Source organism: Rhodococcus opacus B4, assembly GCF_000010805.1.
In the GTDB taxonomy this organism is placed as follows: Bacteria; Actinomycetota; Actinomycetes; order Mycobacteriales; family Mycobacteriaceae; genus Rhodococcus_F; species Rhodococcus_F opacus_C.
Window position 1 is genome coordinate 7800396 of record NC_012522.1, and the last position, 13474, is coordinate 7813869.

The window sequence follows — 13474 nt, forward strand, 5'->3', positions numbered from 1 at the left end:
CGGGGCGTAACGCCTCGGTGCACCTGCGCGTCCGGCGGATCAGGGAATGCCGCCGTCGGACCGTACGATGGTTCCGGACGTGTAGCTGGACGCGTCGCTGGCGAGGAAGAGTGCAGCACCGACGATTTCGGCGGGATTCCCGATCCGCTCGAGATGCAGGCGTGAGGCCATCCTGTTCGTGTGCTCCATGTCCCAGGCGGCGGCGATGTCGGTCAGATACTGGCCGGGCATCAATGTGTTCACCCGGACCTCGGGGCCGAGCAGTTCGGCGTAACCCTCGGTCATGGCGTTGAGGCCGTTCTTGGCAGCGGCGTAGGGAATGATCGAGCCCATCGGCCGCAGCGATCCGGTGCTGCTGACGTTGATGACGCTGCCCGAGCCGCGTTCCTTCATGCGGGTTCCCACCATCTGGGTCAGTCGGAAGGGGCCCTTGAGGTTGAGATTGAGGACGCTGTCGTACATCTTCTCGGTGACGTCGGTGACCTTGTCGTACACGGGCGACATTCCGGCATTGTTCACCAGCACGTCCACCTTGCCGAACTTCGCGTACGTGGCCTCGACCAAGCCTTCGATCTCGTCCCATCGTCCCATGTGGCAGCTGTAGGCGAGGGCGTCCCGCCCGGTCGTCGATCTGATTTCGGCGGCGACTTCTTCGCACTTTTCGAGATTGCGGCTCGCGACGACGACGTCCGCCCCTGCTCGTGCGAACGCCACACTCATTTCCCGGCCCATGCCGCGACTACCGCCGGTGACCAGCGCGACCTTGCCCTCGAGGCTGAACAAGTCGAACGGCGACGGAAGGTCTCCCTTCGCGTGAACAGGGGTGTCGTCCATACTGGAAGCCATACGTCTCCTCAAAACAGAATCGGATTACTCGATATGCAGAACGATACATCAGAGTCGCAGTCACGGGCAGGAGTCAGTCGTGCCGCACAGGCGGCTGCGCGACGAACCGCACGTCAGCGCCAGTCGGCCGAGGACGAGATCGAGCGTCTGCTCGAGGTGACGCTGGAGCTGATCGAGAAGTCCGCGCCTGCAATGCCTTCCGTGTCGGCGATCGTCGCAGCCGCGGGAATTTCGAATCAGACGCTGTACCGATCCTTTCCGAGTAAGGACGACCTGATTCTCGCCGTCCTCGAGAAGGGTGTCCATAGGGTGGCCGACTACATCAGCGCACGCATGACCGGTGTCGACGATCCGCACGAGCGGATTCTCGTGTGGACGCGCGGAGTCCTGCGGCAGGTCAGCCACAGCGACGCTGCGCAGACCAGCCGTTCCGTACTCGAGCACCTCGAGAAGGCCGGCTCGTCGAGTCAGGAGGACGGGGGGCAGGACGAACTGCTGAAGCCGGTGACGAGCCTGCTCGCTGCCCCGTTGCAGGCACTCGGATCAGACCCGGTCCTCGACGGTGCCTGCATCTCCGACCTGGTGCTCGGGGCGATGCGCCGGCATCTGTGGAAATCAACCGCACCCTCTCCCGACGAGATCGAATGGATCGGGCGGTTCGTCCTCGGCGGGCTGAATGCGAACAACCGGGACGGATAGAGAGACGTTCGGCCGGTTGACAAGTGACGCCTGATCGCCGAGGTTGGGACGACACCCGGTGGTGACGTGTGGTCTCCCATCCGGTGTCCTCCATTCACCGGCCGAACCTGTCGTCGTACCAGTGCATTGACCGTGCAGCGGCGATCGTGGCCGAACTCCAGGAAGGCTCAGATATGTCGACTGGCATCCCTTGTCTCGACGGAACCATCTCCATCGTCACCGGAGGGGCTTCGGGTATCGGCTTTGCGATCGCCGAAGAGTTGATCACCGAGGGCTCGACGGTGGTGGTGGCCGACGTCGAGGCCGCCGCCCTGGCGCGAGCAGGCACCGCTCTCGGCGTCGACACCGTGCTCGCTGACGTGAGTAGTGCCGACGACGTTCAGCGAGTGGCGGACGAGGTGGTTCGTCGGCACGGGCGCATCGATATTGCTGTCAACAACGCCGGAATCGCGCGCGTGGCATCGTTCGACGAGTTGACGCTGGACGACTTCCGTTGGGTGCTGGACGTCAACCTGTGGGGCGTGATCCACGGCATGAAGTCGTTTCTACCGGTGATCGAACAGACCTCGCAGCGCGGATACATCGTCAACACCGCGTCCATCGCCGGTTTGCGCACCGCAGCCGGTCTCGGCGCCTATGCCGTCTCGAAATTCGGCGTCGTCGCGTTGACGGAGACCGTCGGTTTGGAACTTGACGCGAGGGGCTCGCACGTCGGTGTGGGGGTACTGCTTCCCGCAATGGTGCGGTCCAACATCGCGGCAAGTGAGCGTAACCGGCCGGGAGCGGTTCCGCGGGGCTCCACCCGCTCGGGGGCGTCGACACGGGCACCGGCGGCTGCATTGGATGCGGACGTCGTCGGTCGTCTGGTCGTGGGCGCGATCAAGCGGGGCGAGCGATACATCGTCAGTCATCCTGAGACGCTCGAATCCGTCCGCGCCCGGCACCGTGGAATCGAGGACGCGTATGCCGCAACTTCGTACAACGAAATATGAGTACACACTGTCAGAAAGTGGCGAAAACTGCTTGCCTGTGGGTTCGTGTACGAAGTGCCGTTGTGGGTTGTAGTTGCGAATCAAGCGCAGATATCGCGGGGTATCTTGACACTTGTGATGGCGATCACTAGCGTACGAAGCGTCAGATAATCGGCATAGACCGCGGGCAGGGACTGACGCGCTACCCGGATCGTGCCTTTGTTCGAGTAGGAGTAGCAGTGCCGCTTCAAGACCATATGCAGTTGATCTCCGTAGACGACCATTTGATCGAGCCGCCGAATCTGTGGACCGATCGCCTGCCCAAGAAGTTCCACGAGCAGGGACCGCGGATCGTCGAGAAGGATATGAGCCAGAGCCATGGCGACGAGGGGTTGTCGGCCGCTCTCCTCGATGCCGCCCGGCAGGGAGACGCCGCCCCGAGGGCGAAGAAGCTCGCCCAGGTGTGGTCGTACGAGGGTCGGATTTATCCGAACATCGGCCTGAACGCGGTGGCGGGCAAGAAGCCGCAGGAGTACGGAATGGATCCCACCCGGTATTCCGACATGCTGCCGGGGTGTTACGACCCGAAGGCGCGGGTCGCCGATATGGACATCGACGGCGTCCAGGCTGCGTTGTGCTTCCCGTCCTTCCCACGTTTCGCCGGCACCGTGTTCCTGGAAGGAAAGGACCGGGAGTTGGCTCTGCTCTCGGTGAAGGCGTGGAACGACTTTCACCTCGATGAGTGGGCAGCGTCCAATCCCGATCGATTCATTCCACTCATCATTCTGCCGCTGTGGGATCCGCAGGAAGCGGCCAAGGAGATCTACCGCTGCGCGGCGAAGGGTGCGAAGGCGATCACGTTCCCCGAGAACACCGTCGGGCTCGGGTTGCCGTCGTTCTACACCGATTTCTGGGATCCGGTCTTCCGCGCGGCGGAGGAGACGAAGATGCCGCTGTGCATGCATTTCGGCTCCTCGGGTAAGGCGCCGATCACCTCTCCGGAGGCGCCGATGGCGGTGATGATCGCGCTCTTCGGTACCAACTCGATGGACGCGACCGCGGATCTGTTGTTCTCGCCGGTGTTCTACAAGTTCCCGAATCTGAAGGTTGCGCTGTCCGAGGGTGGTATCGGGTGGATGCCGTACCTGCTCGAGCGGATCGACCTGACGTGGGAGAAGCACCGCTGGTATCAGAACGTGAACAAGGAAGTGCGTCCGTCGGATCTGTTCCGCGAGCATATGTACGGTTGCTTCATCGACGACTTCGAGGGTGTCGCCCGGCGCCACCAGATCGGCATCGACAACATCACCTGGGAGTGCGACTACCCGCACTCGGATTCGAACTGGCCCAACAGCCGGCAGTACACCACCAAACTGCTCCAGGATGTTCCCGACGACGAAGCTCACAAGATCGTCGAACTGAACGCCCGCAGGCTCTACAACTTCCCCCGCATCGACAGAAAGTGACGGGATCTGATCATGGCCCACGAGAAGGACATCGACGCGGCAGACTGGACCGACCAGGATCTCCTGACCCGCGACGAAGCCGGTGAACGCCTCGACGACGAGATCGAGACGACACGCAACCGGCTCACCGAGTTGAAATCCCAGTCCGGCGATGATCCGAATCATGCCTCCGCTCTGGACATGGTCAATCGCCGCCTGGCGGCCATGGAGAATCTTCGCGATTCTCTGTAGATCGGGCTCAGGCCGTTCCGGTTCCACCGGAACGGCCTTCTGCGTCTCGGGCGCGCGTTCGAGACTTCGACACGACACACACGGTGAAAGGTGAGCACGGGCATGGGAGCACGACTCGAAGGAAAGGTGGCGTTGGTCACCGGCTCGACCAGAGGTATCGGCCGTTCGATCGCGGAACTCTTCGCATCGGAGGGGGCGAAGGTAGCGGTCACCGGCCGCACCGCGGACCGCGGCCGCAAAGTGGTCGACCGAATCCGGGACGCCGGAGGTGCAGCGGAGTTCTTCCCGCTCGACGTGACGTCGGAGGACAGTGTGCGCGACGTGGTGGCAGCTACCGCAGCGCATTTCGGCACTCTCACGACACTGGTGAACAATGCTGCGCCCACCGATGCTGTCGCGAGTACCGTCAAGCCGCTGCACGAGTACTCGACGGACGAGTGGCAGCGAATCATGACGGGAACGTTGACGGGCAACGTGTTCTGGGCATCGAAGTACGCGTGGGCCCACCTTGCGCGTGCCGAGGGTGCCTCGATTCTCAACATCTCCTCGGGGCAGTCTCTCGCCGGATTCAAGGGCTTCGGGGCGTACGGTGCCGCAAAGGCCGGAGTGAACAGCCTGACCCGATCACTGGCGGTGGAGGGCAGTGCCGACGGCATTCGGGCCAACTGCATCCTCGTGGGACGGGTGGTGTCGTCGCGGGGCGACTCGGGTCATCACACCGGTGGTGGACGCTTGACCCGTATCGGAAATCCGATGGATATCGCTCATGCCGCAACCTGGTTGGTCTCGGACGAGGCGGCGTTTTCCACCGGCGCGTTGGTGACGATCGACGGCGGATTCTCGATCAACGGTGACGCCGCCACCGATGCCGAGAATCTGGCCTCGGTGGCGGGCTGAACCTTCTGGCAGGGCAGGGCAGGTCAGTTCGGTAGCCGGTCGATCACGTCCGCTGCCGTACTGACCCGTGTCAACACGGTGAGCAGATTCGCCACCATGAAGGTGTGTACCTCGTCCGACGAACCCGCCGTACAGTCTTCCGCAAGGATGACGTCGAAGCCGCGATTCACGGCTTCGAGGGCAAGTCCCGGAAGTGCGATGTTCGTGGAAACGCCTGCCAGCACCAGGGTTTCCACCTTCTGCAACCGCAGCATCGCGTCGAGGTTCGTTCCGTAGAACGCCGTCAGTCCGGTGGCTCGACTGCTCACGATGTCGCTCGGTTCGGGGCCCAGTTCGTGCGGGATCTCGACATCGATACTGCCCGTGCTCATCCCGCGGCTCCGCAGTGCCATCGTCCCGAGGTACGAGTTGGGCAGCATCCCCTTCTGGTCCTGGCGATGTTCGATGACGCAGTGGAACACCGGCAGCCCGCGGGCGCGGAAAGCCTGCGCAAGCTGCGCTGTGCGTGGCACCACGCCGCGTCGCGCGACCTCGTGTGCAAGTCCCGGCGAGACCGACCTCCCGGGTTCCAGAATCCCGTGCTGGCATTCGCTGATGACCAGCGCCGCTGAACTGATCGGCCGGGGAAGGGCTCGAGATGGTTGTGATGACTGGGGCGACACGTCGACTCCGTTCGAGAATGAATGGTATCAAGGTGACGATATAGCCAGTTGCTACTCGGCGATAGTCAAGCAGTGTGGATAAACTCGCTGGTAGTGGTGGTTGCCAATTAGTGACACTAATGCCAGAATCGGGTGAGCGAGTAACCCGGGTCACGGAGTGGGGTGCGCGACCATCCCAGTCCGACTCGGCCGTCGGCCGAAGGTGCCGTGCGGCGCGGGTCCCCACATACGAAGAATCGAGGCGGTGCCAATGATTGAAACCGACGAGGTCGCGTCCACGCGACTGAACGACCTCACATGGTGGCAGAACGGGGCGGCAGAACGTGATGCGTTGTTCGCAGGCCTGCGCCGCGACAATCCGCGTGCATTCGTCCCGCTGCCGGGTCGGGCGGGTGACGGAGAGAAGGGCTTCTGGGCCCTGACCCGTCACGCGGACGTGCTCGAGGTCAGCCGCCGGCCCGACGATTTCTGCTCGGGTGAGGGTACGCAGATCTTCGACCAGCCGCAGAAGCTCCGCGAGTATCGCGGCTCGATCATCGACATGGACAACCCCGAGCATGCCCGCATGCGCAAGATAGTCTCCCGCGGTTTCACGAACAAGAGCCTCGAGGGTATCCGGAGAGAGGTCGAGACCACCGTCCGGGAGATCCTCGACGAGATGCCGTCATCGGGGGAGTGTGACTTCGTCAGCGACTTCGCGGCATTGCTGCCCCTCCGCATCATCGACAATCTCCTGGGCATACCTCGTGAGCACGAGAAGTTCATTCTCGAGGCCACCAACACCATTCTCGGTGCGAGCGATGCCGAGTACATCGAGGATCAATCCGCGGCCGGTATCGGCAAGGCTGTGACCGCGGCCAGCGAAGGGCTCGTCGACCTACTGCGATCGCTGTCGGAAGAGCGAATCGCACATCCCAAGGACGACCTGATCACCAAACTCGTGGCGGCGGAGGGCGAGAATCTCACTCCCCAGGAGATGGCCAAGTTCTTCATTCTGCTCGTGGGCGCGGGCAACGAGACGACCCGCAACGTCATCACACACGGACTTTTCGTACTCACGAGAAATCCGGACCAGCGCGACATCTGGATGGCGGACTACGATCGCCTGGCGCCGGCAGCCATCGAGGAATTGCTGCGGTGGGCCAGTCCCGTAGTGCACATGCGCCGCACGGTGACGCGAGACGGTGTCCGCCTGGGAGAGCAGGTGTTTTCTCAGGGCGACAAGGTGGTGTTGTGGTACAACTCCGCCAATCGTGACGAGTCCGTGTTCGTAGATCCGTTCACGTTCGATATTTCCCGCAACCCCAATCCGCATCTCGCGTTCGGTGCTCCCGGACCGCACTTCTGCCTGGGTGCACACCTCGCGCGACTCGAACTCGACGTCGCGTTCCGGGAACTGTTCCGGCGGTACCCGGATATTCGGGCGGTGGGGGAGCCTGCGGTGCTGCGGTCGAACTTCTTGAACGGCATCAAACATCTCGACGCGCACTACACAGTCAAGTGACGACAATTCGCGAGGAGAAACAGTGACCGAGACGATCGCCGAGCGGGACGTCGGCACATCCGTTCTGCACCGGGTGGAACAAGGGGTCATGACGATCACCTTGAACCGACCGGATGCGGCCAACGCCATCAGGCCGGACGACCGCGACCTGCTGATCGAGTTGTTTGCCGAAGCGGATGTGAATACCGATGTCCGAGTGGTCCTGCTGAAAGCGAACGGACGGCACTTCTGCGCAGGTGCAGACGTGGTGAAACTCGCTGACGGGCATGCGAAGAACGTCAAACGGGTGACCGCGCCGATGCGCACGATCATGAACGGAGCGCAACGCCTGGTGGCATCAGTGCTCGATTGTGGCAAGCCGGTGGTCACCGTCGTACAGGGCGCCGCGGCAGGCATCGGGGCTCACCTCGCCTATGCGTCGGACCTGGTGATCGCGACTGAGCAGGCCTACTTCGCAGAGTCCTTCGTCAAGCGTGGGTTGGTGGTGGACGGCGGCGGCGCGTACCTGCTGCCGCGCAGGATCGGCATGCAGAAGGCCAAGGAGATGGTCTTCTTCGGCGAGAAGCTTCCGGCTCGGGAGGCACTGTCTCTGGGCCTGGTCAACCGCGTCGTTCCGGTGGACGAACTGGATTCGGCAGTGGACGATTTCGTCGGTCGACTGGCTGCTGCGCCCACCAGTGCGATCGCGCTGACGAAACGACTCTTCAACGACTCGCCGGACGGCGACCGAGCCGGCGCCTTCACCGAGGAGGCCATGGCGCAGGAGATCCAGTCCTACTCGCACGATGCGGGCGAGGGCGTACGTGCGTTCGTGGAGAAGCGCTCCGCGGACTTCGTGGGGTGGTGACCAGCATGCCTGACCAGACTTCCGCAGCCCCGGCCGAGAAGCCGCGCGCCGACATCCCGACCATCGAGAACGAGAGCCGCCCGTACTGGGACGCGGCGAAGGGCGGTCGCCTCCTTATCGCACAATGTAACGCCTGCGGGAAAGTCCACCATTATCCGCGTCCGTTCTGCCCGCGCTGCTGGAGTGAGGACGTCGTCCAGGTGGAGGCGAGCGGGCGAGGAACCCTGTACACCTATTCCACCGTGTACGTGAACGATCTGCATCCGTTCAAGGGAAGGCTGCCCTACGTCGTGGCGATCGTAGAACTCGAGGAAGGGCCGCGACTGATGACCAACATCGAAGGTTGCGAACCCTCCGATCTCGAAGTGGGTATGCCGGTGCAGGTGGACTTTCGGGCGATCACCGAAGACATCGATGCCACGGTGTTCCGTCCTGCCGGTGTGTAGACGCACGGGCCATTCGACAATTGCAAGGAGACACTCACAATGAGCGGATTGCTCGACGGTAAGGTCGCGCTGGTCACGGGCTCGGGCCACGGCATCGGTCGTGGGCACGCCCTGGAACTTGCCAAGCATGGCGCGACGGTGATCGTCAACGACCTCGGGACCTCGATCGGCGGGGAGGGCACCGGAAAGGTCGCCGACGAGGTCGTGCAGATCATCAAAGATCGTGGCGGCGAGGCAATTTCCGACTTCAGCGACGTCGGCGACGAAGAACGGGTCGACTGGCTGGTCGAACGTGCGTATTCGGAGCTCGGACGGCTCGACATCGTGGTCAACAACGCGGGCATCGTCCGTGACCGGGCGATCTGGAACATGAGCGCGGACGATTTCGATCTCGTCATGCGTGTGCACGTGCGAGGTAGCTGGCTGACCAGCCGCGCGGTGGCCCGCAAGTGGCGGGAGGAATCCAAGGCGTCGGGTTCCAAGGTCTACGGCCGGATCATCAACACCACGTCCGGTGCCGGCCTGCTCGGACACTTCGGCCAATCGAACTACGGTGCTGCCAAGGCCGCCATCGTCGGTCTGACCCAGACGCTCAGCCTCGAGCTCGCGTCGATCGGTGCGACGGTCAACGCGATCAGCCCTGGTGGCCGCACTCGGATGTCCGCCACCATGGCCGGCGCCGACGCCCCGATCGAACCGGACGAGCGCGACGAGGACGAGTTCGATCCGAAGGATCCGTCCCTCGGCTCACCCGTGGTCGCCTGGCTCGCCAGCCCGGAGGCGGGGCATGTGAGCGGGCAGGTCATCAAGGCGCTCGGCGAGAACATTCAGTGGCTCCAGGGCTGGACACCGGTCTCCACGGTCTCCAACGGCGGGAAACGCTGGGACGCGAACAAGCTCGGCGCAGTCATGGGCACGGACGTCTTCCGGACCCGGGCCGCAGGACTGCGATTCGGCGGATAGCCGCAGAGTCGAAATTGATGAACGGCCTCGGTCCCTCGGGACCGAGGCCGTTCACGTGTTTCAGGTCAGTATCGGGTCTCGCGGAAGTCCCAGGATGCGTTCGGCGATGTGATTGCGCATCACCTCGGAGCTGCCCCCGGCGATCGTGAGGCAGCGGGCGAACAGATACGACTCCTCTACCACCGGAAGCTCGCCGGTCGTTGCGGCCAACCCGCCCAGACGCATACCGAGGTCCGTGATCTTCTGGGAGTGTTCGGCTTTGACGAGCTTGGACAGGGCTGCTTCCGGACCGGGGTCGACCCCCTGCACGGCGCGTGAGGCCTGCCGGACGTTGAGCAGTCGGAGCGCGTGGCCTTCGGCCAGCAGTTCACCGACCTCGCGGAGGTCCTCGTTCGCGGCCATTGCGAGAAGATCGGTCGCGGCGAGAGGAACGGATCCCGCACCGGCTCCGATCGACACCCTCTCGTTGCCGAAGGTCGCTCGCGCGACCTTCCACCCTGCTCCTACCTCGCCGAGAACGTCGGAATCCGGCACGAAGACGTCGTCGAGAAATACCTCGTTGAAGCCGGCCTGACCGTTGAGTTCACGGATGGGGCGCACGTCGACACCCTCCGCTGCGAGATCGACGGCCATCATCGTGATGCCGGTGTGCTTCGGTGCACGAGGGTCGGTACGGACGGTCGCGATTCCCCAATCGGATTCGTGGGCGAGACTCGTCCAGATCTTCTGCCCGGTGACGCGCCACCCGCCCTCGACCCGGACCGCCGATGTGCGGATCGCAGCGGCGTCGGAGCCTGCCCCGGGCTCGCTGAAGAGCTGGCACCATTGCGTCTCGCCGAGCAGCACCGACTTCACCCACCGTCGCTGCTGGTCGGGGGTCCCCAACTCCGAGATGGTGAGAGCAATCCATCCAGTGATCGACAGGTCGGGAACCGGTGTGGTGCGGAACTCCTCTTCGATGACGAGTTGTTGGACCGGATCGGCTGCCAGACCCCACGGCTTGTTCCAGTGCGGCACGAGATATCCGCTGTCGACCAGGAACGCGCGCTGCCGATCCTCGGGGAGCGATTGCCATTGATCGCGGGCCTTTCGCGCCGCCGTCCGGTATTCCTGCGCCTCGGGCGGAAGGTCGAGCGTGAGACGGGGCGTCGGGTCGGCGCGGTACCCCTCCGCGACTGCGCGTGCGGCACTACCGCATTCGGCGACGAAAGACTGGAGGGATTCGGCTCGGCGCAGGTACAGATGAGCATCGTGGTCCCACGTGAATCCGATACCGCCGTGCAACTGGATGTTCGTCCGAGCGCAGAAGATTTGCGCGCGGCGCGCGTATGTCGCGGCGACGGCTGCCGCGAGGCCGGCTCGGTCGGGGTCGGTGATACGCGCAGCATCCCAGGTGGCGGCCACGGTGAGTTCGGCGTCGAGCAGCATGTTCGCGAGGTGGTGCTTCACGGCCTGAAAAGTGCCGATCGGACGACCGAACTGAACTCGCTCCAGGGCATACCGCTTCGACATCTCGACGCAAGCGAGAGTACTGCCGAGGGCTTCGGCCGATGCCAGCGTGCGCAGCCGCGTCCGGGCCGCGGACGCTGCACCGGGCAGGACGGTGACCGCCGACATGGGGACCTTCCGTGCGGTCACACGCCCGATCTGCCGCGTGGGATCGAGTCTGGGCAGGATCTCCACGGCCAGACCGTCGGCGTCGGCGTCGACTACGAGGACGTCCTCGTGCGAGAGAAGGAGGAGAACGTCGGCGAAGCCAGGGGTGAGCACTCCCTCGGATCGGCCCTCGAGTCCCTGGTGGTCGACAACCCAGGTGCCACCGGAACCGAATCCCGCGACCACGGAACCGTCGGCGAGTCCAGGAAGGAGCTTTTGCCTCAGTTCATCGGTTCCGTGGTCGCACAGAATCGCGGACGCCAGCACGGTGGGCAGGAACGGACCGGGCACCAGACCGTGCCCCGTCGCTTCGAGAACGACACACAACTCGGCGATGCCGTATCCGGAGCCTCCGTAACTGTCGGGCAGGTGCAGGCCCATCCATCCGAGTTCCGCCATCGCCTCCCAGAACGGCGGAAGGGACTTGTTCGATGTGTCCAGCGACTCCCGGGCGGTGGCCAACGAACCGTGACGGGACAGGAAGGCCGTGGCGGCGTCGGCGAGTTGGCGGTGTTCGTCGGTGATTGCCAGAGCCATGGGTGGCTCCTTTCGATTCGGCCGATCCTATTCGGCGGGTGAGGAATTGCGTGCCTGGCCACGTCCGTGAGCGACGACGTCCGCCGTGCGCCCTGCGACGGCGGACGCGGCGGCCGACCAGGAGCGGTTCAGGGCGGCTTCCCGGTGGACGGCATCGGCGGTACCATCGGCCGATACCGCGTCGTACAGTTTCCACACCGCGTCGAGTGTGGGCTTGTCGGCCGCCGAGAATGCATCGGCCACGGCCCACCCACGGTCGGCCAACTCGCGGTCGTCGACGATCTCGTTCACCAGGCCCCAGGACAGCGCGGTGCGGGCGTCGATATAGCAGCCAGTGGCACTCATCTGGCGAGCACGACGAACTCCGACCGCCTCGGCGAGTCGAGCCGTCAGACCTCCACCAGGGACGATGCCCACCCGGCAATGGGTATCGGCGAATCGGGCGGACTCGCCCGCGATCAGGAAGTCGCATGCGAGAGCCAGCTCGAACCCTCCTGTCACTGCGGGGCCGCTGACGAGACCGATGACCGGCGTCACGAGTTCGGCGACGTAGGTGATGCAGTTGCCGTCCGTCGTATCTGCGCCGTCGAAGCCGCTCTCGGCGAGATCCCTCAGGTCGACGCCGGAGCAGAAGGCTCCGCCGGCGCCGGTGAGCAGGACAACCGTGACGGTGGGATCGGCGTCGGACGCGCGGAGGGCGTGCACCAGTTCGGCGCTGAGGGATCTGCTCAACGCGTTGCGCACCCTCGGCCGGTTGAGTGTGAGCATGCGCACGCTGCCGCGTTGCTCGACGACGACAAGGTTGCCGCTGTCCTCGTCGGGGTCGGATGTGCGGGGGATCGCGTTGTCACTGTCGGTCATCGCTCGTGGCCTCTGCTTCGGTATCGGTGAATGTCGGTGTCCGGTCCGCCGACACGGCCTGTCGCCGCGTCATGGCACGGATGCGTCGGCGCACGTTGCGCTGCGCGGCAAGCGCGTCCCCCGCGATGATCGCGTCGACCAGTTCGACGTTCCGCTCGTGGATCCACCGACGTTCCGCCTCTGTCGGGCTGACGCCGTGGATGCGGGCAAGGTTGTTGCCGATGTGCATGAACAACTCGAGGACGGGATTACCTGTCAGGCGGGCGATCTCCGTGTGCACGGTGACAGCCTGCGCACGCAGGTCGTCCGAGCGGGATTCCTCGGCCAGCACCTGACGGAGTCTGTCGACTCCCGCGGGATCGATCGTTGCGGACAACTGCGCTGCTGCGGCGGTCTCCAACGTCTCCATCGTCTCGAACAGGTCTGCGGCAGCAAAACCCGCGTACTCGAGGTACAGCGAGGCGTGGTCGAGCACAGCGGACCGCTCGGGTGCGGTCACGACGAGGCCGCCGCCCGGTCCGCGGCGGGGCTTCGCGACGTGCCGGCTCTCCAGGATCCGGCACGCTTCCCGGATGACCGAACGTCCCACTCCGAACCGTGCCATCAGGCTGGTCTCGGATCCGAGTGCCTCACCCAACCGCCACCCGGCTGCGACGATCTCGTCCTCGATCGCCCGCGCCACATCCGCGGCGCGGGGACGCGGTGGCCCGTCACTGGTGGACGCAGTCTCGTCTTCTGGTCGTGCCATATACCCTCCTGGGCAATTCCGTGGACTGAATAGAAGGTATCTGCTCTAATCGTCAGAGGGAAGAGGCGAGACTCTCCCAATTTCATTGACCTAATACACTGCTCGGTCCGAGTAGAGTTGCCGTCTCCCGTCTGGAGTGA

At 64.2% G+C, this 13474-nt stretch carries 14 protein-coding genes; 9 read left to right on the top strand and 5 right to left on the bottom strand.

Annotation, left to right across the window (positions count from 1 at the left end; all coding sequences use genetic code 11):
• Nucleotides 1-39 precede the first annotated feature (39 nt).
• Entirely contained in the window at nucleotides 40-834 is a 795-nt protein-coding gene (locus tag ROP_RS35480; protein ID WP_015890807.1) for an SDR family NAD(P)-dependent oxidoreductase, read from the bottom strand.
• Nucleotides 835-879: 45 nt separating this feature from the next.
• On the opposite strand from ROP_RS35480, the gene ROP_RS35485 reads away from it, so the two are divergent.
• From ROP_RS35485 to ROP_RS35505, 5 genes are all read left to right on the top strand, one after another.
• Entirely contained in the window at nucleotides 880-1545 is a 666-nt protein-coding gene (locus ROP_RS35485) for a TetR/AcrR family transcriptional regulator (protein ID WP_015890808.1), read from the top strand.
• A gap of 173 nt (nucleotides 1546-1718) precedes the next feature.
• Nucleotides 1719-2537, top strand: coding sequence for an SDR family NAD(P)-dependent oxidoreductase (locus tag ROP_RS35490; protein WP_015890809.1), 819 nt, complete (start codon nucleotides 1719-1721; stop codon nucleotides 2535-2537).
• A 218-nt stretch (nucleotides 2538-2755) separates the two neighbouring features.
• Complete coding sequence (locus tag ROP_RS35495) at nucleotides 2756-3982, top strand: amidohydrolase family protein (protein WP_063721433.1); 1227 nt, start codon at nucleotides 2756-2758, stop codon at nucleotides 3980-3982.
• A gap of 12 nt (nucleotides 3983-3994) precedes the next feature.
• The gene (locus tag ROP_RS35500; RefSeq protein WP_015890811.1) at nucleotides 3995-4213 is read left to right on the top strand and encodes a hypothetical protein; all 219 of its coding nucleotides are present in this window, start codon (nucleotides 3995-3997) and stop codon (nucleotides 4211-4213) included.
• Nucleotides 4214-4315: 102 nt separating this feature from the next.
• Nucleotides 4316-5110: an SDR family NAD(P)-dependent oxidoreductase gene (locus ROP_RS35505; protein ID WP_016881635.1), complete on the top strand. Its 795-nt coding sequence runs from the start codon at nucleotides 4316-4318 to the stop codon at nucleotides 5108-5110.
• Nucleotides 5111-5133: 23 nt separating this feature from the next.
• Here the strand turns inward: ROP_RS35505 and ROP_RS35510 are convergent, their stop codons facing one another.
• Nucleotides 5134-5772 (bottom strand): cysteine hydrolase, encoded by a 639-nt coding sequence (locus ROP_RS35510; RefSeq protein ID WP_015890813.1) that lies wholly within the window; start codon nucleotides 5770-5772, stop codon nucleotides 5134-5136.
• 250 nt (nucleotides 5773-6022) lie between these two features.
• Here ROP_RS35510 and ROP_RS35515 point away from each other — a divergent pair, with 250 nt between their 5' ends.
• From ROP_RS35515 to ROP_RS35530, 4 genes are read left to right on the top strand one after another with little or no spacing between them, the layout of a single operon-like run.
• Entirely contained in the window at nucleotides 6023-7276 is a 1254-nt protein-coding gene (locus tag ROP_RS35515) for a cytochrome P450 (protein WP_043826045.1), read from the top strand.
• Between the two features lie 22 nt (nucleotides 7277-7298).
• Nucleotides 7299-8123 (top strand): enoyl-CoA hydratase/isomerase family protein, encoded by an 825-nt coding sequence (locus tag ROP_RS35520; RefSeq protein WP_015890815.1) that lies wholly within the window; start codon nucleotides 7299-7301, stop codon nucleotides 8121-8123.
• Between the two features lie 5 nt (nucleotides 8124-8128).
• Nucleotides 8129-8569 carry a Zn-ribbon domain-containing OB-fold protein gene (locus tag ROP_RS35525; RefSeq protein WP_015890816.1) on the top strand — a complete coding sequence of 147 codons (441 nt, stop codon included), beginning with the start codon at nucleotides 8129-8131 and terminating at the stop codon, nucleotides 8567-8569.
• 39 nt (nucleotides 8570-8608) lie between these two features.
• Entirely contained in the window at nucleotides 8609-9532 is a 924-nt protein-coding gene (locus ROP_RS35530) for an SDR family NAD(P)-dependent oxidoreductase (protein ID WP_015890817.1), read from the top strand.
• Nucleotides 9533-9592: 60 nt separating this feature from the next.
• On the opposite strand, the gene ROP_RS35535 is transcribed toward ROP_RS35530, so the two are convergent.
• From ROP_RS35535 to ROP_RS35545, 3 genes are read right to left on the bottom strand one after another with little or no spacing between them, the layout of a single operon-like run.
• Nucleotides 9593-11725, bottom strand: coding sequence for an acyl-CoA dehydrogenase (locus ROP_RS35535; RefSeq protein ID WP_015890818.1), 2133 nt, complete (start codon nucleotides 11723-11725; stop codon nucleotides 9593-9595).
• 27 nt (nucleotides 11726-11752) lie between these two features.
• A complete protein-coding gene (locus ROP_RS35540; RefSeq protein WP_015890819.1) occupies nucleotides 11753-12586 on the bottom strand; it encodes an enoyl-CoA hydratase in 834 nt (277 codons plus the stop codon).
• Complete coding sequence (locus tag ROP_RS35545) at nucleotides 12573-13334, bottom strand: FadR/GntR family transcriptional regulator (RefSeq protein ID WP_015890820.1); 762 nt, start codon at nucleotides 13332-13334, stop codon at nucleotides 12573-12575. Before ROP_RS35545 ends, ROP_RS35540 begins: the two co-directional genes overlap by 14 nt.
• Nucleotides 13335-13474 lie beyond the last annotated feature (140 nt).

Coding starts and splice junctions, on each gene's coding strand:
- ROP_RS35500 (WP_015890811.1), top strand. CDS start 3,995: ATGGCCCACGAGAAGGACATCGACGCGGCAGACTGGACCGACCAGGAT.
- ROP_RS35480 (WP_015890807.1), bottom strand. CDS start 834: ATGGACGACACCCCTGTTCACGCGAAGGGAGACCTTCCGTCGCCGTTC.
- ROP_RS35485 (WP_015890808.1), top strand. CDS start 880: ATGCAGAACGATACATCAGAGTCGCAGTCACGGGCAGGAGTCAGTCGT.
- ROP_RS35530 (WP_015890817.1), top strand. CDS start 8,609: ATGAGCGGATTGCTCGACGGTAAGGTCGCGCTGGTCACGGGCTCGGGC.
- ROP_RS35535 (WP_015890818.1), bottom strand. CDS start 11,725: ATGGCTCTGGCAATCACCGACGAACACCGCCAACTCGCCGACGCCGCC.
- ROP_RS35515 (WP_043826045.1), top strand. CDS start 6,023: ATGATTGAAACCGACGAGGTCGCGTCCACGCGACTGAACGACCTCACA.
- ROP_RS35490 (WP_015890809.1), top strand. CDS start 1,719: ATGTCGACTGGCATCCCTTGTCTCGACGGAACCATCTCCATCGTCACC.
- ROP_RS35525 (WP_015890816.1), top strand. CDS start 8,129: ATGCCTGACCAGACTTCCGCAGCCCCGGCCGAGAAGCCGCGCGCCGAC.
- ROP_RS35505 (WP_016881635.1), top strand. CDS start 4,316: ATGGGAGCACGACTCGAAGGAAAGGTGGCGTTGGTCACCGGCTCGACC.
- ROP_RS35540 (WP_015890819.1), bottom strand. CDS start 12,586: ATGACCGACAGTGACAACGCGATCCCCCGCACATCCGACCCCGACGAG.
- ROP_RS35545 (WP_015890820.1), bottom strand. CDS start 13,334: ATGGCACGACCAGAAGACGAGACTGCGTCCACCAGTGACGGGCCACCG.